At 59.6% G+C, this 19,813-nt stretch carries 26 protein-coding genes; 12 read left to right on the forward strand and 14 right to left on the reverse strand.

Annotated features, from left to right (window positions below; all coding sequences use genetic code 11):
* Positions 1 to 37 precede the first annotated feature (37 nt).
* The gene (locus tag QOL81_RS15425; protein ID WP_049202749.1) at positions 38 to 490 is read left to right on the forward strand and encodes a GNAT family N-acetyltransferase; all 453 of its coding nucleotides are present in this window, start codon (positions 38 to 40) and stop codon (positions 488 to 490) included.
* A 16-nt stretch (positions 491 to 506) separates the two neighbouring features.
* Positions 507 to 1,211, forward strand: coding sequence for a GNAT family N-acetyltransferase (locus tag QOL81_RS15430; RefSeq protein ID WP_089185863.1), 705 nt, complete (start codon positions 507 to 509; stop codon positions 1,209 to 1,211).
* 51 nt (positions 1,212 to 1,262) lie between these two features.
* On the opposite strand, the gene purB is transcribed toward QOL81_RS15430, so the two are convergent.
* Together purB and hflD are read right to left on the reverse strand one after the other, a co-directional pair.
* On the reverse strand, positions 1,263 to 2,633 hold the full coding sequence (purB, locus tag QOL81_RS15435) for an adenylosuccinate lyase (protein ID WP_033638215.1): 1,371 nt from the start codon (positions 2,631 to 2,633) through the stop codon (positions 1,263 to 1,265).
* A 22-nt stretch (positions 2,634 to 2,655) separates the two neighbouring features.
* On the reverse strand, positions 2,656 to 3,282 hold the full coding sequence (gene hflD, locus QOL81_RS15440; protein ID WP_283439912.1) for a high frequency lysogenization protein HflD: 627 nt from the start codon (positions 3,280 to 3,282) through the stop codon (positions 2,656 to 2,658).
* Between the two features lie 331 nt (positions 3,283 to 3,613).
* Here hflD and kup point away from each other — a divergent pair, with 331 nt between their 5' ends.
* Entirely contained in the window at positions 3,614 to 5,482 is a 1,869-nt protein-coding gene (gene kup / locus QOL81_RS15445) for a low affinity potassium transporter Kup (protein WP_049296670.1), read from the forward strand.
* 48 nt (positions 5,483 to 5,530) lie between these two features.
* Here kup and mnmA read toward each other — a convergent pair whose 3' ends face one another.
* From mnmA to rluE, 4 genes are all read right to left on the reverse strand, one after another.
* Positions 5,531 to 6,631 (reverse strand): tRNA 2-thiouridine(34) synthase MnmA, encoded by a 1,101-nt coding sequence (gene mnmA / locus QOL81_RS15450; RefSeq protein ID WP_197757599.1) that lies wholly within the window; start codon positions 6,629 to 6,631, stop codon positions 5,531 to 5,533.
* A 106-nt stretch (positions 6,632 to 6,737) separates the two neighbouring features.
* A complete protein-coding gene (locus tag QOL81_RS15455) occupies positions 6,738 to 7,184 on the reverse strand; it encodes an NUDIX hydrolase (protein ID WP_283439913.1) in 447 nt (148 codons plus the stop codon).
* 14 nt (positions 7,185 to 7,198) lie between these two features.
* A complete protein-coding gene (locus QOL81_RS15460; protein WP_060440157.1) occupies positions 7,199 to 7,537 on the reverse strand; it encodes a lysozyme inhibitor LprI family protein in 339 nt (112 codons plus the stop codon).
* Positions 7,538 to 7,559: 22 nt separating this feature from the next.
* Positions 7,560 to 8,186, reverse strand: a complete 627-nt coding sequence (gene rluE, locus QOL81_RS15465; RefSeq protein ID WP_203088869.1) for a 23S rRNA pseudouridine(2457) synthase RluE — start codon at positions 8,184 to 8,186, stop codon at positions 7,560 to 7,562.
* Between the two features lie 131 nt (positions 8,187 to 8,317).
* Between rluE and icd the strand changes: the two genes are divergently transcribed.
* Positions 8,318 to 9,571 (forward strand): NADP-dependent isocitrate dehydrogenase, encoded by a 1,254-nt coding sequence (icd, locus tag QOL81_RS15470; RefSeq protein ID WP_015377612.1) that lies wholly within the window; start codon positions 8,318 to 8,320, stop codon positions 9,569 to 9,571.
* 84 nt (positions 9,572 to 9,655) lie between these two features.
* Here the strand turns inward: icd and uspF are convergent, their stop codons facing one another.
* The 3 genes from uspF to QOL81_RS15485 form a co-directional block, all read right to left on the reverse strand.
* The gene (uspF, locus tag QOL81_RS15475) at positions 9,656 to 10,111 is read right to left on the reverse strand and encodes a universal stress protein UspF (RefSeq protein ID WP_060419331.1); all 456 of its coding nucleotides are present in this window, start codon (positions 10,109 to 10,111) and stop codon (positions 9,656 to 9,658) included.
* 216 nt (positions 10,112 to 10,327) lie between these two features.
* Positions 10,328 to 10,555 carry a YgdI/YgdR family lipoprotein gene (locus tag QOL81_RS15480; protein WP_038877767.1) on the reverse strand — a complete coding sequence of 76 codons (228 nt, stop codon included), beginning with the start codon at positions 10,553 to 10,555 and terminating at the stop codon, positions 10,328 to 10,330.
* Positions 10,556 to 10,567: 12 nt separating this feature from the next.
* Entirely contained in the window at positions 10,568 to 10,801 is a 234-nt protein-coding gene (locus tag QOL81_RS15485; RefSeq protein WP_038877765.1) for a YgdI/YgdR family lipoprotein, read from the reverse strand.
* A 351-nt stretch (positions 10,802 to 11,152) separates the two neighbouring features.
* Here QOL81_RS15485 and tolA point away from each other — a divergent pair, with 351 nt between their 5' ends.
* Positions 11,153 to 11,593, forward strand: coding sequence for a cell envelope integrity protein TolA (tolA, locus tag QOL81_RS15490; protein WP_169318352.1), 441 nt, complete (start codon positions 11,153 to 11,155; stop codon positions 11,591 to 11,593).
* A gap of 160 nt (positions 11,594 to 11,753) precedes the next feature.
* Here the strand turns inward: tolA and QOL81_RS15495 are convergent, their stop codons facing one another.
* Complete coding sequence (locus QOL81_RS15495; protein WP_084826358.1) at positions 11,754 to 12,044, reverse strand: hypothetical protein; 291 nt, start codon at positions 12,042 to 12,044, stop codon at positions 11,754 to 11,756.
* A 146-nt stretch (positions 12,045 to 12,190) separates the two neighbouring features.
* Here QOL81_RS15495 and QOL81_RS15500 point away from each other — a divergent pair, with 146 nt between their 5' ends.
* On the forward strand, positions 12,191 to 12,610 hold the full coding sequence (locus tag QOL81_RS15500) for a GNAT family N-acetyltransferase (RefSeq protein WP_283439914.1): 420 nt from the start codon (positions 12,191 to 12,193) through the stop codon (positions 12,608 to 12,610).
* Here QOL81_RS15500 and QOL81_RS15505 read toward each other — a convergent pair.
* Positions 12,607 to 12,819: a hypothetical protein gene (locus QOL81_RS15505; RefSeq protein WP_033638232.1), complete on the reverse strand. Its 213-nt coding sequence runs from the start codon at positions 12,817 to 12,819 to the stop codon at positions 12,607 to 12,609. The genes QOL81_RS15500 and QOL81_RS15505 overlap by 4 nt on opposite strands.
* Before the next feature lie 92 nt (positions 12,820 to 12,911).
* Positions 12,912 to 14,027 carry an AI-2E family transporter gene (locus QOL81_RS15510; protein WP_084826356.1) on the reverse strand — a complete coding sequence of 372 codons (1,116 nt, stop codon included), beginning with the start codon at positions 14,025 to 14,027 and terminating at the stop codon, positions 12,912 to 12,914.
* Between the two features lie 294 nt (positions 14,028 to 14,321).
* On the opposite strand from QOL81_RS15510, the gene QOL81_RS15515 reads away from it, so the two are divergent.
* Complete coding sequence (locus tag QOL81_RS15515) at positions 14,322 to 14,459, forward strand: hypothetical protein (protein WP_162837928.1); 138 nt, start codon at positions 14,322 to 14,324, stop codon at positions 14,457 to 14,459.
* Positions 14,460 to 14,523: 64 nt separating this feature from the next.
* Here the strand turns inward: QOL81_RS15515 and QOL81_RS15520 are convergent, their stop codons facing one another.
* Positions 14,524 to 15,735, reverse strand: coding sequence for an MFS transporter (locus tag QOL81_RS15520; RefSeq protein WP_197757605.1), 1,212 nt, complete (start codon positions 15,733 to 15,735; stop codon positions 14,524 to 14,526).
* 231 nt (positions 15,736 to 15,966) lie between these two features.
* Between QOL81_RS15520 and QOL81_RS15525 the strand changes: the two genes are divergently transcribed.
* Together QOL81_RS15525 and QOL81_RS15530 are read left to right on the forward strand one after the other, a co-directional pair.
* Entirely contained in the window at positions 15,967 to 16,425 is a 459-nt protein-coding gene (locus QOL81_RS15525) for a hypothetical protein (RefSeq protein ID WP_060419320.1), read from the forward strand.
* Positions 16,426 to 16,523: 98 nt separating this feature from the next.
* Positions 16,524 to 16,940, forward strand: a complete 417-nt coding sequence (locus QOL81_RS15530) for a DUF2000 domain-containing protein (RefSeq protein ID WP_060440107.1) — start codon at positions 16,524 to 16,526, stop codon at positions 16,938 to 16,940.
* 12 nt (positions 16,941 to 16,952) lie between these two features.
* Here the strand turns inward: QOL81_RS15530 and QOL81_RS15535 are convergent, their stop codons facing one another.
* The gene (locus QOL81_RS15535; RefSeq protein ID WP_049202725.1) at positions 16,953 to 17,303 is read right to left on the reverse strand and encodes a GFA family protein; all 351 of its coding nucleotides are present in this window, start codon (positions 17,301 to 17,303) and stop codon (positions 16,953 to 16,955) included.
* A gap of 140 nt (positions 17,304 to 17,443) precedes the next feature.
* Here QOL81_RS15535 and QOL81_RS15540 point away from each other — a divergent pair, with 140 nt between their 5' ends.
* The 3 genes from QOL81_RS15540 (at position 17,444) to QOL81_RS15550 (ending at position 19,589) form a co-directional block, all read left to right on the forward strand.
* On the forward strand, positions 17,444 to 17,653 hold the full coding sequence (locus QOL81_RS15540) for a hypothetical protein (RefSeq protein ID WP_004941260.1): 210 nt from the start codon (positions 17,444 to 17,446) through the stop codon (positions 17,651 to 17,653).
* Positions 17,654 to 17,805: 152 nt separating this feature from the next.
* Entirely contained in the window at positions 17,806 to 18,900 is a 1,095-nt protein-coding gene (locus QOL81_RS15545) for an SMP-30/gluconolactonase/LRE family protein (RefSeq protein WP_283439915.1), read from the forward strand.
* Between the two features lie 44 nt (positions 18,901 to 18,944).
* The gene (locus QOL81_RS15550; RefSeq protein WP_142109750.1) at positions 18,945 to 19,589 is read left to right on the forward strand and encodes a Qnr family pentapeptide repeat protein; all 645 of its coding nucleotides are present in this window, start codon (positions 18,945 to 18,947) and stop codon (positions 19,587 to 19,589) included.
* Positions 19,590 to 19,813: the final 224 nt, after the last annotated feature.

Here is a 19,813-nt window from a genome sequence, read left to right on the forward strand (position 1 = left end):
TCCCTAATGGAAATAATATCTTACTCCGTGAGGCGCTATGAACCTATCCAACCCTGAAGTGACTATCCGCAGAATCAATGGCGACGACAAAGCGCAATGGCTGGCGCTGTGGCAGGGCTATCTCGATTTTTACCGCGCCGACGTGGCGCCGCAGGTGACCGATCGCACCTTCGAACGCCTGGGGCAGGATGAACAGGTGTACGGGCTGGTGGCAGAGGATGCCGAGGGCCGGCTGCTGGGGCTGATGAACCTGGTGTTCCACCCGTCCACCTGGAGCGCGGTCGGCTATTGTTATATCGAAGATCTCTATGTGTCGCCGCAGGCGCGCGGCCACAAGGTGTCGGAAAAGCTGTTCGAACAGGCATACCGATTGGCAGAGACGCGCGGCAGCGATCGGGTCTACTGGATGACCCAGGAGTACAACGCGCCGGCGCGCTCGCTGTACGACAAAATCGGCAGAAGAAGCTCGTTTATCGTTTATTCCCGTTAATCGCAGGAGGGCGTTTATGGCAATGAATCGTTATGGTCAGCCGGTCGGGGAACCGATGCCGGATTGGCAGCCGGCTCGCCGCCCGGGGGGCGCGACGCTCGGCGGGCGTTTCTGCTCGCTGGCACCGCTCGAGCCGCAGCGGGATTACGCCGCGCTGTTCGAGGCGTTTCAACTGGCGCCGGACGGCCGCGACTGGACCTATCTGTCTATCGAACGGCCCGATACGCCGGCGGCGATGCTGCAACATCTGGAGACGCTGCAGGCCAACCCGGCGCTGGTCAATCTGACGGTGTTCGACGCCGCCAGCGACGCGCCGGTGGGCACGGTGGCGCTGATGCGCATCGACGAGGCCAACGGCGTGCTGGAGATCGGCCACGTCAGCTGGTCGCCGTTGATGAAACAGCGCTCCAGCGCCACCGAAGCCATCGCGCTGCTGCTGCGCTACGCCTTCGACACGCTGGGTTACCGCCGCTGCGAGTGGAAGTGCGACAGCCATAACGCGCCGTCCCGCCAGGCCGCGCTGCGCTTTGGCTTTCGCTACGAGGGTAACTTCCGCTTTGCGGTCATCGTCAAGGGGCGTAGCCGGGATACCGACTGGTTCGCCATCACCGCCGACCGTTGGCCGGCGGTGCGGCAGGCGCTGGCGCGCTGGCTGAGCGCGGACAACTTCGATGCACAGGGGCGGCAGATAACCAGGCTGCAGGTGTTGCGCGGCGAATGATAAGCAAAAAGGCGGCCCGAGGGCCGCCTTGTCGTTGTCAGGCTAAAGCGCTTACTTCAGCTCGTCGACCATGGTGGTGGCGCGGCCGATGTAGTTGGCCGGGGTCATCGCCTTCAGACGGGTTTTCTCTTCTTCCGGCAGCGCCAGGCCATCGATGAACGCCTGCATGCCGGCGGCGTCCACGCGTTTGCCGCGGGTCAGCTCTTTCAGCTTCTCGTATGGCTTCTCGATGCCGTAGCGGCGCATCACGGTCTGGATCGGCTCGGCCAGCACTTCCCAGTTGTGATCCAATTCGTCCAGCAGGTGCGCCTGATTCACTTCCAGCTTGCTGATGCCTTTCAGGGTGGCCTGATAGGCGATCAGCGCGTAGCCCAGGCCCACGCCCAGGTTACGCAGCACGGTGGAGTCGGTCAGGTCGCGCTGCCAGCGGGACACCGGCAGTTTGCCCGCCAGGTGGCCCAGCACGGCATTGGCCAGGCCCAGGTTGCCTTCGGAATTTTCGAAGTCGATCGGGTTGACCTTGTGCGGCATGGTGGAAGAGCCGATTTCGCCGGCGATGGTCTTCTGCTTGAAGTGGTTCAGGGCGATGTAGCCCCAGATGTCGCGGTCGAAGTCGATCAGGATGGTGTTGAAACGCGCTACGCAGTCGAACAGCTCGGCGATGTAGTCATGCGGCTCGATCTGGGTGGTGTACGGGTTCCAGGTGATGCCGAGCGAGGTCACGAACGCTTCGCTGAACTGGTGCCAGTCCACTTCCGGGTAAGCGACGATGTGGGCGTTGTAGTTGCCGACCGCGCCGTTGATTTTACCCATGATCTCCACGCGCTCCAGCTGGCGGTACTGGCGCTCCATGCGGTAAGCCACGTTGGCGAACTCTTTACCGACGGTCGACGGGGTCGCCGGCTGACCGTGGGTGCGCGACAGCAGCGGGATATCGCGGTATTCCAGCGCCAGCCCTTTCAGCGCGTCGATGATCTTGCGCCAGTAAGGCAGCACCACGTCCTGACGGGCGCTTTGCAGCATCAGCGCGTGCGACAGGTTGTTGATGTCTTCGGAGGTGCAGGCGAAGTGGATGAACTCGGACACCGCGTGCAGCGCAGGCACCGCCGCCACTTTTTCCTTCAGGAAATACTCGACCGCTTTCACGTCGTGGTTGGTGGTGCGCTCGATGGTTTTGATGCGCTGAGCGTCTTCTTCATTGAATTCCGCGACGATTTTGTCGAGGAAAGCGTTTGCGTCGGCGTCAAAAGCGGGAACTTCCTTGATTTCTGCGCAGGCCGCCAGTTTTTGCAGCCAACGTACTTCAACCTGTACGCGGAATTTCAGCAGACCGTATTCGCTGAAAATGGGGCGCAGTGCGCTGACTTTATCACCGTAGCGTCCATCAACGGGGGAAACGGCGGTCAGTGAGGATAATTCCATCGGTAGCAACTCCTGGGATCGATTAACAATGAGCAACGATATTTTGCGCCTGCTTGAACAGACGATTACGGGAAAACATTAACTGCAGGCGGCTGCCGCCGACCTGTTGCCACAGCACGGCGGCGCGAATGCCGGCCAGCAGCGTGGCGCGAACCTTGGCCTGCACCTGCGGGTTCTGCAAGATTGCCGGCGAGCCGTTCACCTGGATGCGCGGCCCGAGCGGGCTGACCACGTCGACGTAAATGCCGGCCAGCGCGCTGATGATGGTGTCCGACTCAAGATCGAAGTGCGCCAGCTGGCGCTCGAGCTGGCCGAGGCGTTCGCCGAGCGTGTTCATCGCCTGTTTGTTGGCGTTGAGCTTGCGTTCCAGCACCATCAGGCTGATGGTGTAGCGGGTCAGTTCCGCACCCGGCCCTTTGTTGTTGGCGTTAAGCACGCCCATCAGGGTTTCGAGGCCGACCATCAAATTGCGCTCTTCACCGCCGAACACCGCCAGCGTGGAGGGCGGGTCCATCTGCAGCAGGCTTTTCAGCGAGGTTTGAAAGGCTTCGCGGTTACATTGCCCTTCATGGGCAAACTGCTGAACCAAACGCGCCGCCTGGCTGATACCCGCCATGGCCAGCGTGATGTCATAATAATTCTTCGCCACGATGACTCCTGTAAACGCGGTGAACGGTACATGGCTTACTGCATAAGGTTGTGTGTATCGCCAGGGTAACGGCGGCGGCCGCGAACGGGAACGATCGGGCGTGGCTGTAACAACGATGACAACGAATGCCGCGGATCATGCCACAAAATCGAGGGTAAACCCAGCGTCTAATACGCCCGTAACGAGGCGGAGGCGCCGTGCGGCGCAGAACTGTGCAAATAGGCGGCGAAAATCGCCGGCGTGGCGATGCGAACATATTGTTGCGGCGGCAAATAAAGTGCGGCGGCTGCATCTATACTGCCAACGTGAGCCCTCAAATAAAGACCTTTATATGCACGTAAAAAACAAGCAGCCGCTGCCGGCGGTGACGCTGGCGGCCATCGGCGTGGTGTACGGCGATATCGGCACCAGCCCGCTGTACACCCTGCGCGAATGCCTGACGGCAGAGGAGGGTATCACCATGACGCCGGCCTCGATCTACGGCTTTCTGTCGCTGATCTTCTGGCTGCTGACGCTGGTGGTGTCAATTAAATACATTTGTTTCGTGATGCGCGCCGACAACGACGGCGAGGGGGGGATCCTGACGCTGATGTCGCTGGCGATCCGCAACCTGGATGCGCGCTGGGTGCCGGCGGCGGTGCTGATCGGGCTGGTGGGCGGCAGCTTCTTTTATGGCGACGGGGTGATCACCCCGGCCATTTCGGTGCTCTCGGCCATCGAGGGGCTGCAGATTATCGCCCCCGAGCTGGACCGCTTTATCGTGCCGCTCTCGCTGCTGGTGCTGACCGCGCTGTTTGCGATCCAAAAACACGGCACCGGCAGCGTCGGCAAGCTGTTCGCGCCGGCGATGGTGATCTGGTTCCTGACGCTGGCGCTGCTGGGCATCGGCGGCATTTTGCATCACCCCGGCGTGCTGCGGGCGTTGAACCCTTACTGGGCGGTGAATTTTTTCCTCGAGTACAAGGCAGTATCGTTCTTTGCGCTGGGCATGGTGGTGCTGTCGGTGACCGGCGCCGAAGCGCTGTACGCCGATATGGGCCACTTCGGTAAAAAACCAATCCGCCTGGCGTGGTTTACGCTGGTGGCGCCGTCGCTGGTGCTGAACTACTTCGGCCAGGGGGCGCTGCTGCTGGCCAACCCGGCGGCGATCAACAACCCGTTCTTCCTGCTGGCGCCGACCTGGGCGCTGATCCCGCTGCTGGTGATCGCCACGCTGGCGACGGTCATCGCCTCGCAGGCGGTGATCTCCGGCGTGTTCTCGCTGACGCGCCAGGCGGTGCGGCTGGGCTACCTGCCGCCGATGCGCATCATTTATACCTCCGATCAGGAGTCCGGGCAGATTTACATTCCGGTGGTGAACTGGCTGCTGTTCGCGGCGGTGCTGATCGTGATCATTAGCTTCAAACACTCCAGCAACCTGGCCTCGGCTTACGGCATCGTGGTGACCGGCACCATGCTGCTGTCGTCGATTTTGCTGAGCATCGTAGCGGTGAAAAACTGGGGCTGGCCGCGCTATCTGGGCGGGCTGATGCTGGTTATCATGCTGTGCATTGACGTGCCGCTGTTCGGCGCCAACCTGATCAAACTGGCGACCGGCGGCTGGCTGCCGGTGGCGCTCGGGCTGACCATTCTGCTGATCATGCTGACCTGGAAGACCGAGCGTTCGCGCCTGATCCGCCGGCTGCGCGACAACCAGGAGGGGCTGACCGCGCTGATCGAGTCGCTGGAGAAGGCGCCGCCGAAGCGGGTGCCGGGCACCGCCGTGTTTATGGAGCGCACGCCGCACGCGGTGCCGCTGGTGCTGTTGCACAACCTGAAGCACAACAAGGTGCTGCATGAGCGCGTGGTGCTGCTGACCATCGTCACCACCGACATGCCGTACGTGCACAACGTGCAGCGGGTGGCGATCGAACAGCTGTCGGCGAGCTTTTGGCGGGTGGTGGCGAGCTACGGCTGGCGCGAAACGCCCAACGTGACGGACATCCTTTACCGCTGCGGCCTGGAAGGGATGAGCTTCACCATGAACGAGACCTCGTTCTTCATGTCGCGCGATACGCTGGTGCTGGGCAAGCGGCCCTGGTATTTGCGCATTCGCGGCAAGGTGTTCCAGCTGTTGCAGCGCAACGCGCTACGGGCGCCGGACCTGTTCGAAATCCCGCCAAACCGGGTGATCGAGCTGGGGGCGCAGGTGGAGTTCTGAATAAAAAAAACGCTGCGGTAAACGCAGCGTTTTTCTTTTGCCTGGCAGTTACGCCAGGCGCTGTTCGATGATGCCGCCGCCGAGGCAGATTTCGCCCTGGTAGAACACCGCCGACTGGCCGGGGGTGACGGCGGAGACCGGCTCGTCGAAACGCACGTTGATGCGTTCATCGTCGAGCGGGGTCACGGTGCAAGGGATATCCTGCTGGCGATAGCGGGTCTTCACCGTACAGCGGAACGGGCCGCTCAGCGGCAGGCGATCCACCCAGTGCAGCTGCTGCGCGATAAGGCCGACGGACATCAGGCGCGGGTGATCGTGCCCCTGCGCGACGACCAGCACGTTGTTGGCCACGTCTTTATCGACCACGTACCACGGATCTTCGCTGCTGTCTTTCATGCCGCCGATGCCCAGCCCTTTGCGCTGGCCCAGGGTGTGATACATCAGGCCCTGGTGTTCGCCGACGGTCTGGCCGTCAACGCTGACGATCGGGCCCGGCTGGGCCGGCAGGTAGCGGCCGAGGAAGTCGCGGAACTTGCGCTCGCCGATAAAGCAGATGCCGGTAGAATCTTTCTTCTTGGCGGTGACCAGCTCCAGCTGCTCGGCGATGCGGCGCACCTCCGGCTTCTCCAGCTCCCCGACCGGGAACAGGCTTTGCGCCACCTGCTCGTGGCTCAGGGTGTAGAGGAAGTAGCTCTGATCTTTGTTGCCGTCGACGCCGCGCAGCAGGCGGCTCTTGCCGTCCACGTCCTGGCGGCGCACGTAGTGGCCGGTGGCGATAAAATCGGCCCCCAGATCTTCGGCGGCGAACTCCAGGAAGGCTTTGAATTTGATCTCTTTATTGCACAGGATGTCCGGGTTCGGCGTGCGGCCGGCCTTGTACTCTTCCAGGAACAGCTCAAACACGTTGTCCCAGTATTCCGCCGCAAAGTTCACCGTGTGCAGTTCGATGCCCAGCTTGTCGCAGACCGCTTGCGCGTCGGCCAGATCGGTCGCGGCTGAGCAGTACTCTTCGTCGTCGTCTTCTTCCCAGTTCTTCATGAACAGCCCAGCGACCTGATAGCCCTGTTGCTGTAACAGATAGGCGGTAACGGAAGAGTCGACGCCGCCGGACATACCGACGATTACTTTTTTCTGGCTGTTGTCTGACATGGGGATCTCACGAACTTGAACACGAACCGTGCTGATAAAAACAAGCGCAGGATTTTACCACGTTGGCCGCGCCGGCGCACTGTTCATCTTGTGCTGCCCGGCGCCCTTAAAACGGCCAGGCGAAGCTGCCGACCAGCGACAGCGGGTAGCGCTCCGGCTGCTGGTAGCTGCGAATGCTCTCCGCCACCAGCGCGGAACGCAGGTTGGGCGCCTGCAGAATCTCGTCGGCGCTCAGCCACAGACAGCGATCGATGTCGCTGTCGTGCGGCCCGGTCGGCAGCGGCTGTTCCAGCTCGATAACGAAGCAAAAACGCAGGAACGGCGTGCGATCCGGCGCGATCCACTGGTGCAGGCGCAGGAACGCCTGCGGCGTGGCGCGGATGCCGGTCTCTTCCCACAGCTCGCGTTCGGCGGCCTGCACCAGCGTCTCGTCGGCCTCCAGGTGGCCGGCCGGCTGATTCCACAGCGCTTTGCCGTTGATGGTCTCTTCGACCACCAAAAATTTGCCGGCGGCGTGCACTACGCAGGCCACGGTGACGTGCGGTTTGAACATGCGCTCTCCTTTCCTTACAGCGGTTTGTCGATACGTCGGTAGATGTCGTCCAGCTCGGCGATGCGGGTGCGGTAGCTTTGCAGCAGGCAGGCGGTATCGCCGCCGCACCGCTGGCGTTTTGTCAGCCAGGCCTGCTGGCTGTCCTGCATCGCGCCGCGCGCGCCCATGGCGAACAGGCCGCGCAGGAATTGGTACTTGGTAGCCATTTGCACGTCCAGATCGTTTAGCGTGCGGTTGGCGCAGATGGCTTGCTCATCGCGGTTTGCCGCCTTGGCGCAGTCGAAGCTGGCGGCCTGGGTGGCGAACGGGGCCGCCAGAGCGGCGAGCAGCAGCGCGATCGGCGTGTATTTCATGGCGCCTCCATCAGTTATCGGTCTACAGGGAATCGATGCTTTTCCATTCACCAGGCTGCAGTGAACCCAGCGAAAGATTACCCATACTGTAGCGAATCAGGCGCAGGGTAGGGAACCCGATATGCGCCGTCATGCGACGCACCTGGCGGTTTCGCCCTTCATACAGGGTGATTTTCAGCCAGCTGGTGGGGATGGATTTACGTTCGCGGATCGGTGGGTTGCGCGGCCACAGCCACTGCGGCTCGGCCACCAGCTCCACCCCGGCGGGCAGCGTGGGGCCGTCTTTCAGCGTGACGCCGCTGCGCAATGGCGCCAGATCGCTCTCCTGCGGCGCGCCCTCGACCTGCACATAATAGATTTTGCTGGTGCGCTTCCCCGGCTGGGTGAGCTGCGCCTGCAGCTGGCCGTCGTTGGTCAGCACCAGCAGCCCTTCGCTGTCGCGATCCAGGCGCCCGGCGGCGTAAACGTCGGGGAAGGGGATGTACGCTTTCAGCGTGGCGCGGCCGGCTTCGTCGGTGAACTGCGGCAACACGTCGAAGGGCTTGTTGAATAACACAATTCGGCGCGGCCCTTTCGGCGCGGCGGGTTTGGCGGCATTCGGCTTGCTGAATCGTTTAACGTTGTGATTTCTAACAGAGAATTTTTTCATAACAGTTGAGATTACGGATGATAAGCGCATTATAACCGAATCCGTTTCGGATTGGCGCGGACCGAATATTCAAGTAGTATCTACACGCATCTTACAAAGCATTAACAAAATTGCGCTTGAAGGAGAGGTTGATGGAAAGCAAAGTAGTTGTTCCGGCAGAAGGTAAAAAAATCACGGTTGACGCCCAGGGTAAACTGGTTGTTCCTCATAACCCGATCATCCCGTTCATCGAAGGCGACGGCATCGGCGTTGACGTGACTCCTGCCATGATCCACGTGGTTGATGCGGCCGTTAAAAAGGCTTACCACGGCGAACGTAAAATCTCCTGGATGGAAATCTACACCGGCGAAAAATCTACCCACGTTTACGGTAAAGACGTGTGGTTGCCGGACGAAACTCTGGACCTGATCCGCGACTACCGCGTCGCCATCAAAGGCCCCCTGACCACCCCGGTCGGCGGCGGCATCCGTTCTCTGAACGTGGCCCTGCGCCAGCAGCTGGACCTGTACGTGTGCCTGCGCCCGGTGCGTTACTACCAAGGCACCCCAAGCCCGGTGAAACAGCCTGAGCTGACCGACATGGTGATCTTCCGCGAAAACGCCGAAGACATCTACGCCGGCATCGAGTGGAAAGCCGGCTCCGCCGAAGCGGACAAAGTGATCAAATTCCTGCGCGACGAAATGGGCGTGAAGAAAATCCGCTTCCCAGAGCAGTGCGGTATCGGCGTGAAGCCATGCTCCGAAGAAGGGACCAAGCGTCTGGTGCGTGCGGCGATCGAATACGCCATCACCAACGACCGTGACTCCGTGACCCTGGTTCACAAAGGCAACATCATGAAGTTCACCGAAGGTGCCTTCAAGGATTGGGGCTATGAGCTGGCGCGCGAAGAGTTCGGCGGCGAGCTGATCGACGGCGGCCCATGGCTGAAGATCAAGAACCCGAACACCGGCAAAGAGATCGTGGTTAAAGACGTGATCGCCGACGCCTTCCTGCAGCAGATCCTGCTGCGCCCGGCGGAATACGACGTGATCGCCTGTATGAACCTGAACGGCGACTACATCTCCGACGCCCTGGCGGCCCAGGTTGGCGGCATCGGCATCGCGCCGGGCGCCAACATCGGCTCCGACTGCGCGCTGTTCGAAGCGACTCACGGCACCGCGCCGAAGTACGCCGGCCAGGACAAAGTGAACCCAGGCTCCATCATCCTGTCCGCAGAGATGATGTTGCGTCACATGGGCTGGTTCGAAGCGGCTGACCTGATTGTTAAGGGCATGGAAGGCGCCATCGCTGCCAAGACCGTGACCTATGACTTCGAACGCCTGATGGAAGGCGCTAAGCTGCTGAAATGTTCAGAGTTTGGCGACGCTATCGTTAAACACATGTAAGTGTGTTTGGCGTTTGAATGAGAGCGGGAGCCTTAGGGCTCCCGTTTTTTTATTGTTCAAATATGAGTGAGGTATCGGACAGGCTCAGCGAGCGGCGTTAGCCGATTCACGTACGACCAGCACCGGGCAATTGGCGTGGCGGACGACGGCGGTGGCATTGGAGCCGAGGAGGTAAGTGATCGCAGAAGGGCGGTTGGAACCCATCACGATAATCTCCGCGTTAAGCGCATCAGCGAGTTCCAGGATCTGATCTTTAGGATCGCCGACGGCAACGTGCGTGGTCACTCTATCTTCAGGCACGCTGAATTGTTTTGCCGCTTTTGCCAGCCCCTCGGTCGCTAGCGCAATGGTTTCGTCTTTGGTTTCTATCGCCGCCGTGGCGGCAAAGCCGAAAGCGGCGTAGGTGGCGCGCGACGGGATCACCGCCAGGAAATGGACGTGGGAGTCTTCGAGCCTGGCGAGCGCGTTGACATGCGGGATGACCTGCTGTGTTAATTCCGGCTCGGTAATATCCACGGGAACCAAGATAGTTTTATACATACTCCCTCCTTATCGTTATCAAAAAACTCCACTTTTTGGATTATAGCTGCTTGATGCAGGGAAAGGAGAGATCCGTATGGCAAACCTGAGAACGTTGCCGCTAAATGTCAGGTGTTTATCGACGTTATCGTTAAATGCAGGCAAGTACGCCGGTTTTTTGAGTAGAAAGGGAACCATTGGCCCCCTTGATTTTAGCTGGCTAAGGTTATCGGAACCTTAATGCGGGATCTCTGAAACCTCTTTGACTTCCGTCTTGTTGATTTGCTGTTTAACGCCATTGGCGTCGGTATAACCGATCAACCCGGCAGCGGTTTCTTTCGGCTTGCCGTCACTGATGAGCGTTCGACCGTCGTGGGTATGGATGGCGTAGCTGGTGCGTGTGCAGCCTGACAGTGCGGCGATGGCAACCAGTGCGATCGCGGGAAGAACAAGCGTTTTTTTCATTTGTAGCTCCTTTTAGTTATCCAACTCACTCATGTTTGCAATCTGATCTCGATTGATCTGTTCCGTTTTGCCCGTTTCTGCATTTCGATAGGAGACTAACCCGGTATCTTTATCGACCTGAGGCTTGCCGTCGGTGACAATGGTCTTGCCATCCGTTGTTTTGATCGCCTGATTGGAAGCGCAGCCCGCTATGAACATCACCGTAGTCGCAGTAAGAAGCGCGGCAAAGAGTCGTTTACTTTTCATACTTACCATCCTGGTTACTTAAATGAATTTAATAGCAGGAAAGTAAGTATAGGCAGAATCTCCAGATTGTTAGCGTTGAAACGCTTTTAATGCGATAAAAAATTAAGAATTTCTTAATTTATTGATGGGGTGATTGATCGTTCGGATAACAACGTTATCGATAGGTCAGGATACGCAGACGTACTGCCCGGTGAGGGCGCTATGGCTTCATGTCATCATCGGCTCACGATACTCCGCATGCCGATGCTTGATGCTAACAATGTCTCTGGTGGTTGGGCGTTAATTCTGTATAAGTATGCACTGGGAATACCACGTTGATTTCGGCTGACTATTATCCATAAGGACAGGGATATGAAAATCACGCATTCAGGCTACAAAACCGGCGCCGCCACATTATTGGCGGCGATGCTCGCACTGGCATTAACCGGGTGTGCGAAGCACACAGCCCCCAGCCAAAACGATACGGCGAATAAAGAGGTCGATGATCTTTTCGCCAACCTTGGCGACCCAAAGACGCCGGCGCCGGGAAAAGAGAAATTACATTACATGACTCAGGTGCAAGCTGAGATTCAACGCCATTTAAAAGACGCCGCCACTTACTCAGGCCAACGCTGTACATTGCGTATCACGCTGGCGCCGGACGGCATGCCAGTCGGTGTTCGAACTGAAGGTGGCGATCCGGATCTTTGCCGTGCCGCCATGAAGGCGGTTGCCGATGCGCGTCTGCCTAAGCCGCCAACGCCAGAGGTCCATAATGCGTTCCAAATTATCACGTTGGAATTTCGCCCGTAGTGACAGTAGAAGTTAAAGGGCGGCAACTGGGTTAAACAGAAGTCAGAGGCCGCACTTTCATGCAGCCTCTGACTTTGCGGCTTTACCATGTTCCATATCGCGTTTTCCTGCGCTGAACCTGGATTTTTCGGCATTCTTTCACGGTATATGTTGCCAATACCTACCGATACATCATCGCGCTCACGCGCTCGGCCCGATCTTTAAAACCGTTGCTGCGCATCGTTACCACGTAATAGCGGTAGTGGTGTTTCTGTGCGTATTCGCGCACCAGGTCTTCGGCGAACAGGCCGCTGAAGGTGACGGTGGTGACGAACGTCAGCCCTTTCACTTCGTAGGTGCTGATCTCTTGCGGGGTGCCGATATACGGCGGCGGGAACACGGTTTTGTGGAACTGGCAGCCCGTCAGCAGCAGGGTAAACAGCAGGGCGGCGGAGATTTGCGGTATTCTCATTGGGAAATGCTTTCCTTCCTTGGCGTGGGTTCTAGTAACTCTATAATAGGATTACAAAATTCGGCGGGGATGTAAAAATTATCCCGCTTCGGTTGCCGTTTCGTTGAAGCGGTGTCGCCGCTACCCATAAACATGAGGGGGTAAACATGCCTGTTCGTCTTGCCACTGAAACCGATGCCGCAGCTCTGATCGCCCTCGACAGCGCTGCCGAAGACGAGCCACAACGCGCGGCGCAGATCCGCGCCTGGTGCGGGCAGGGCATCTGTTATCTTGCCGAGGAACACGGCATGGCGATGGGCTACGGCGTGCTGCACTATCACTTCTTCGGCTGCGGCTTTATCGAGATGCTGATGGTTGGCGATCGCTATCGCCGCCGGGGCGTCGGGCTGGTGCTGATTGCCGCGTTGAAGTCTCACTGTCGGCACCCGAAGCTGTTCACCTCCACCAATCGCTCCAACCTGCCGATGCAGCGGCTGCTGCTGAACGCCGGGTTTGTCGCCAGCGGCCAGATTGACAATCTCGATGACGGCGATCCGGAGCAGGTCTTTTTTATCCAGGCGCGCTAATACAGCCGGACATCGACCGCCTGCTGTTGCAGCCAGGTGCTGACGTAGCCATAAGCGGCATAGAAGGCCAGCAGCGCGAAGAGCAGCACGGAAAGCGATGCCAAAAACTTGACGTCGCCGTGCTTCGACAGCTGATAAGCGCAATAGAGAAAGGCCATCAGGCACAGCAGAGTGAAGGCGATAGCCAGCGTGGCGTAAAAAATAAGCATAACGAAACCCGTTCTTCCTTGTAAGCACGGCAAGGATACCACAGACAAAAAAGGGGCCCAATTGGGCCCCGGCGTGATTCGCTGCGGGAGGGTTACTCCGCCGCGTCGGGATGGTTTTTGCCTTCCTCGATAAACGCTTCGTCGATCTCTTCGATGTTCTCCTCACTGTCGCGGCCGGACAGGATGTTCCAGCAGGCGATGAACAGCGCGGCGATCAAGGGGCCGATGACGAAGCCGTTGATGCCGTAGATCTCCATGCCGCCCAGGGTGGAGATCAGGATCAGGTAGTCCGGCATTTTGGTGTCTTTGCCCACCAGCAGCGGGCGCAGGATGTTGTCCACCAGGCCGATCACCACCACGAAGAACACCACCAGGAAAATGGCTTTCCACAGCATGCCGGTGGCGAAGAAGTAGATCACCGCCGGCACCCAGATGATGGCGGAGCCCACGGCCGGGATGATCGACAGGAACGCCATCAGCGCGCCCCACAGCAGGCTGCCGTCGATGCCGGTAAAGTAAAACGCCAGCCCGCCGAGCGCGCCTTGCACCACGGCGACCACCACCGTGCCCTTGACGGTGGCGCGGGAGACGGCGGCGAACTTCACGAACAGGTGGTGCTTCACGTGCTGAGAGAGCGGCAGCGCTTCGAGCGCCAGGTTCACCAGGTAGGGGCCGTCTTTCAGCAGGAAGAACAGCAGATAGAGCATCACGCCGAAGCCGACGACGAAGTTGAAGGTGCCCTTGCCGATCAGGAAGACGCTGCCCGCCAGGTATTGCCCGCCCTTGAGCGCCACCTCGGAAAGCTGCTTTTGGATCTCGGCGGCGCTGTTGAGGTTATGCTCCGCCAGGAAGCGCTGCGCCCAGCCGGGCAGGTGGCGCATAAAGTCCGCCAGCATGGTCGGCAATTGGCTGTTGTTGGTCTGCAGCTTGGTGTAGATCACGTTGAATTCCATCGCCAGCGACGAGGCGATGATCGCCAACGGCGTGAACACGATCAGGCAGATCAGCGCCACCGTCAGCAGCGACACCACGCCGTTGCGTTCGCCGACGTACTGCTTCAGCTTCTTTTTCACCGGATGGAAAATCACCGCCAGAATAATTGCCCACAGCACCGAGGAGTAGTAAGGCCCCAGCACGTCAAGAAAGGCGGCGGTGACGATAAACAGGATCAGAATAAAGAATCCTTTGGAAATGCCTTTAGACATCATAGTCGTCCCTCAAAAGATGAATTTTCAGCATAGATGAACTGAATGAAAACAACACTATCATCACCTTTGCTTAACCGGTAGGGGATTTTTAGTGGCGTATTCCATAGGGTTATTAAGGGCAAGGCGGGCGCCGCACGGTGAACAGGCGGCGGCGTGAGAAAGGAAAGAGGGCTAAATAATTAACAAAATTTATCGATTGTGTTTCATTTTGTGAGCCGCGCTTGCCGCCTGCGCCAGTCTTTCCTAGTGTTGATGAGGGCGGCCGTTCGCCCTATATCACGAAGGAGTATGCAAATGACTGAACACAAACGACTCGGCGTCATCGAGAAAACGCTACTGATCGCCTTTGCCGGCCTGCTGGTGTATTTCGCGGCCACCGGCGCCTTGTCATTATCGGGCCTTGATCATCACTGGCCATATCCTTCGCGATAGGTAGGCACCTGCACCAGGGAAAATTCAGCACCGCTTATAACAAACAGAACGACCTTTCTGCTTATCACCCCGCATTATGCCGTCGGCTGAGAAAAGCCAGCGCCAACAGCGCCCCCAATAGGGCCGCCGCCAGCACCAGCCACGCCGGGGCCGCCCAACCGGCCGCGGCCACGATGGCGCTCAGCGCGACCGGGCCGATCACCTGGCCGAGATAGTTCCCCTGCATCACCAGCCCCAGGCTCAGCGGCAGCAGCGTCGGTTCCGGCGTCGCCGCCGGCGTGGCGGCCAGAATGGTGGCGGGCAGTATGCCGGCGGTGGCGCAGAACAGGAAACATAAGGGGATCAGCAGGCCGTTGGGCGTCACCGGCAGGAAAATGCCGATGCCGAAGATGCCAATGACCAGGCTGGTGGCCGCGAGCAGCGTTCTGGCGCGGAGGCCGCGCGACAGCAAGAGCCCGGCGGCGAGGTTACCGATGATGTTCGCCGCCACCGCCGCCGCGCTGATGCCGCCGGCGGCCGCCAGCGACAGGCCGATGCGTTGCATCAGGAAGATCGGCAGGAAGGTCATCACCGAGAAAAACTGCAGGTTGTAAGTGGTGAACATCAGCGCCAGCAACAGCGGCCGGCGCGCCCGCAGCATCGCACCCAGCGCTTGCCGCAGCTGTAACGGCGGAACGTGCGCCCCGGCGGCACGGCGGGAGGTGGTCAACGGCAGCAGCAGGGCAGCCAGCAGCGTCAGCGCCGCACCGGCCTGCCAACTCTGTTGCCAGTCGGCGAGATGGGGGCCGAAAAACAGTGAAATGGCGATGCCCGCCGGCATGAAGGTGCTCCAGATGCCGAACACCAGGCTGCGCTGCGCTGGGGCGACGAGGCGGTTCAGCACCGCCGGCGAGGCGACCACCACGATCACGAAGCCGAGGCCTTCGACAAAGCGGCTGACGATCAACCCGCCGAAGTCGTGCAGCGTGGCGCCGGTAAAGCTGGCGGCGCTGATGATCAGCAGCCCAAGCGCCAGCAGGCGCCGGTCACCCCAGCGGCGCACCAACAGCCCGGCGGCGATGCCGCCGAACACGCCGACGAAGGGAAAGGCCGAAATCACCCAGCTCAGCGCCTCGAGCGAACGGCCGAACTCGGCCTGCAGCGCCGGCAGCGCGATGGTGGCCTTGCCCACGTGCAGCGCCGCGGCGATGCCGGCGAACAGCACGTTGACGACGGCTAACCAGGGCGTGGCGGCGGGAAGAACGCGGTCGATGGCGTCCGGTTTTATCGCGGTCATAACACTCTCCAGTGGCGGTAACGCCATCACTATGTGCTCTTGCAACGGCTGAGGTCGTTCAAATGCTGCGCTATCACGCGGAGAAATTATTCATTTCGAGCTTTATGGATTGCGCGCCTTCGTTGTTTGGTTTGCCAGCGTGCCGCCCGGCGTGGACGCTCGCCTCCCTTCAGCGGTTTACTGTTCCGACACGCAGCAGGCGTGTGATATTCATTTTATAAGGAGCAGTGTATGTCAGAGATGATGAACGAGAGTGGGGCGCCGGCCATTGAATGGAGCTATGGCGGCCGGGGTGATGATATCAGCAGCAGCCTGAGCCTCGACACGGTCGAGGAGCAGCCGCAGGGTTTCTTGATGACGGTCGATCGGCCGGTGCAGATCTTTAAAGACGCGCTGTCGCCGATGATGGCCTTTGTCACGCTGCTGCGCCCGCTGTACGCCAGGACGGGCGAGGGCTTCCAGTACGTGCCGGTTTCCAACCCCTGGACCGACGTGCAGCGCCTGCCGGCCAGCGCAGGCTATCTGGGCGTGCAGGTCAACGCCGGGCTGTTCTTCCACGGCGCCAAGCCGACGCACTATAAAGATCGCGACGGCCAGATGAAGCCGATCGACGGCGGCACGCTTTTGCAGAACATCACCGTGCTGCATCAGGTGGCGCAGCCGCTCGGCCCGGGTGAAGGCGCCGTCTGAGTCGGCAGCGTTATCACGGGGCCGGACGCGGCCCCTTATCGCGCCTTGAAACCGTGCGCCGGTTGGGTAAAACTGGCTGCCTATTCAAGGAGAAGAGTATGTACAGCGACAACGAGAAAAAATTTTATATCATCCTCAACCGCAATCACGAACCGGCCACGCTGTTTAACGCTTCCTGCCATCTGACGGCGGGCATCACCGATCTGATCGAGCAGCGCGAGTTTCACCACTATCCGAGCAGCCTCGACGGCGTCAGCGCCAATATGAGCCACTATCCGATCGTGATCCTGCAGGCCAAGAACAGCAGCCAGCTCAGCAACCTGATTCTGAAGTGCAAGGAAGAGGGCGTGTTGTCCAACTTCTTCACCACCACCATGCTGTCGCACTCCGCAGAACAGCAGATCGCCGACACCGCCAGTACCCCTTACGAACAGCTGGATTTCGTGGCGGTGGCGCTCTACGGCGACGCCGAACAGCTTAAGCCGCTGACCAAGAAATTTTCCGTCTACCGCTGAAAACGCGGGATCTCAGACGCTGGCGCCGTCGTAACTGTGGATCTGCAATGCATCGAGCGCAACGTCAGGCACGCAGCGCAGGTTGACGGCGCACATCGCGGCGCCGTCCGGCGCAGTGCCGTAGGCGAAGGGTTGGGCACCGCAGACTCGGCAGAACTGATGGCGGATCTTGTGGTGATTGAAGGTGTAGGTGCTGAGCTGGTCCTGGCCGCTGTTGAGCGTGAAGGCGCTGATAGGGAAGAAAGACAGCAGCAGCCCTTTGCGGCGGCAGATGGAACAGTTGCAGCTGAGGGCTTCGGTGGGCAGTTCGGCGTCCACGGAGAAGGTGACGGCGCCGCAGTGGCAGCTTCCCTGAAATGACATGGCGATGATCCTGTAGCAGGAGGGGTGTTTGCCCAGTATAGTGCAATTTATCGCCACTCGGCCGCGCAGGGCCCGGTTTCCTTAGTAAATGCGCGGTTTTCTGGTAGGTTAGAGCTTAACGTCATCAAAAGGAGATCGCGATGTTAGAACATTACTATCCGGCCAATATGGGCGCCGAACCGGTCACGGACGAACAGCACAAACGGCTGGTGGCGGTGCAGGCGGCGCTGGAATTGATCAAGGCCACGCTGTCGGATACCAACGACGGCAACGGCGTAGACTTCCAGCTGAAGGCGGCGGAAAAGCACATCGGCCCGATGGCCGACGCCATTCAGGAAGCCCTGAAGTAACGGTTCGCCGTCACCTCAACCGCCCATACCGGGCGGTTTTTTTTGCGCTGATTACTGCGATTTTTTTAGTGGCGCATTGCCTTTTTCCCGGCTGGTGCCGTGAGCGACGCGATCCTACTCTAGCGATCCGAGTCCTCATCAGGGTTATGCTCATGTTCCGCTTCAGCCTCTTTTCTTTCTTATTACAGCGCCGCCGGCGCGTCATCCCGTTGGCCGTCGGCGCGCTGCTTCTCAGCGGCGTCATGCAGGCACAGGCCGCGCAGCGTATCGAATTCTCGCCGGATGCCGCCGGCGCTTATCCAGAGGGTATCGCCTGGAACCCGCGCGCCGGTGCGTTCCTGGTCTCCTCCCTGCGCGGTGGGCAGCTTGGCCTGGTCTACCCGGATGGCCGCTATCGGCGGTTTTCCACCGGTAAGGGGCTTATCACTACCTCCGGCATGCTGGTGGACGCCGAGCGTAATCGGGTGCTGGTGTGCAACGAAGACGTGGGGGTCTCCCTCAGCTCTGCGCCCGGTACGCGCAATCGTGTGGCGCAGGTGCTGGAGTTCAATCTCGATACCGGCGCGCTGCAGCAGACGTACGATCTCTCATCGTTAAGCCGTGGGCCGACGCTGGCCAACGATCTGGCGCTCGACGCGCAGGGCAATATCTACGTGACCGACAGCTTCCAGCCGCAGATTTACAAGGTCGACCGGGCAACGCGCCAGGTGTCGATTCTGGTGCGCTCAGCGCGTTTGATGCCGGCCAACGCTCCCGCCGCTGCGCAGGGCACGCAGCCTTATCTCAACGGCATCGTGTATCACCCGGATGGCTATCTGATTGCGGCGGACTACACCCGCGGGCTGCTGTGGAAGGTAACGCTGGATAGCGCGCCTGCGATAAGTGAAATCAGGCTACCGCAGCGGCTGAAAGGGCCGGACGGGCTGCGGCTCAAAAACGCCCATGAATTGGTGATCGTACAGTCTTTTCCGGGCGCAAAGGGGAGCATGTCCGGCGATGTAACGCTGCTCTCCTCGAACGACGGCTGGGCCAGCGCGTATATCACGGCGGTCGCCACGCCGCCGGAATTGGATGGGCCGACTGGAGCCGCGCTGCGCGATGGCGAGGTGTGGGTCGTCAACTCCCGTTACCCCCGTTTGTTTGCCGACGTCGCTCAGGCAGAGAGAACCAGGACGTTCAGCATCGTCAGGGTGGCGTTAGAGCGGAGGCCCGCCGATCGGCGACGGTTGCCAACCCGGCCGGAATAGGATTAAATGCCGCACTGACTGTATAAATAAACAGGTGCGCTGCGATGAGTCTGATGTTGAAGGGTGAAAAGATCGACCGTAACCGCTTTACCGGCGAGAAGATTGAAAACGGCAGCTTTATGCTGTGCGATTTTTCGGGCGCCGATCTGACCGGCACCGAGTTTATCGGCTGCCAGTTTTACGATCGCGACAGCCGACAGGGCGGCAATTTCAGCCGCGCGATACTGAAAGACGCCAGCTTCAGAAGCTGCGATTTGTCGATGGCCGACTTCCGCCACGCCAGCGCCCTGGGGCTGGAGATCCGCGAGTGCCGCGCGCAGGGCGCCGATTTTCGCGGAGCCAGCTTTATGAACATGATCACCAGCCGCACCTGGTTTTGCAGCGCCTATATCACCAAAAGCAATCTGAGCTACGCCAACTTCGCCAAGGTGGTGCTGGAGAAATGCGAGCTGTGGGAAAACCGCTGGCACGGCGCACAGGTGCTCGGCGCCAGCTTCAGCGGCTCCGATCTGTCCGGCGGCGAGTTCTCTGGATTCGACTGGCGCGCCGCCGACGTCACCCAGTGTGATTTGAGCAACGCGGAACTGGGCGAATTGGATTTGCGCACCACCGATCTGCAGGGTGTCAAAATGGACAGCCACCAGGCCGCGCTGCTGCTGGAGCGGTTAGGGATTGCGGTTATCGGCTAATAAATTGCCCCAGGCCCGTTTTCCACGGTGCCTAGGGGAAATATGTTTACGCGGTTTATGAATATAAATTTAAATATTGCTTGCTTAAATAACTCGGCCGTGTGTAAATAGGGTCATCGGTTTGTAGTACAGACCTTATGAAAGCAGTTTTAGTAAAGCAGTTCTCAGTATTAGCGATATCCCTCAGATACCTCTTCTTCCGCGAATTTTCTTCTCTAGTGCCC

The organism is Serratia sp. CC22-02 (assembly GCF_900182895.1).
Classification (GTDB): Bacteria; Pseudomonadota; Gammaproteobacteria; order Enterobacterales; family Enterobacteriaceae; genus Serratia; species Serratia nevei.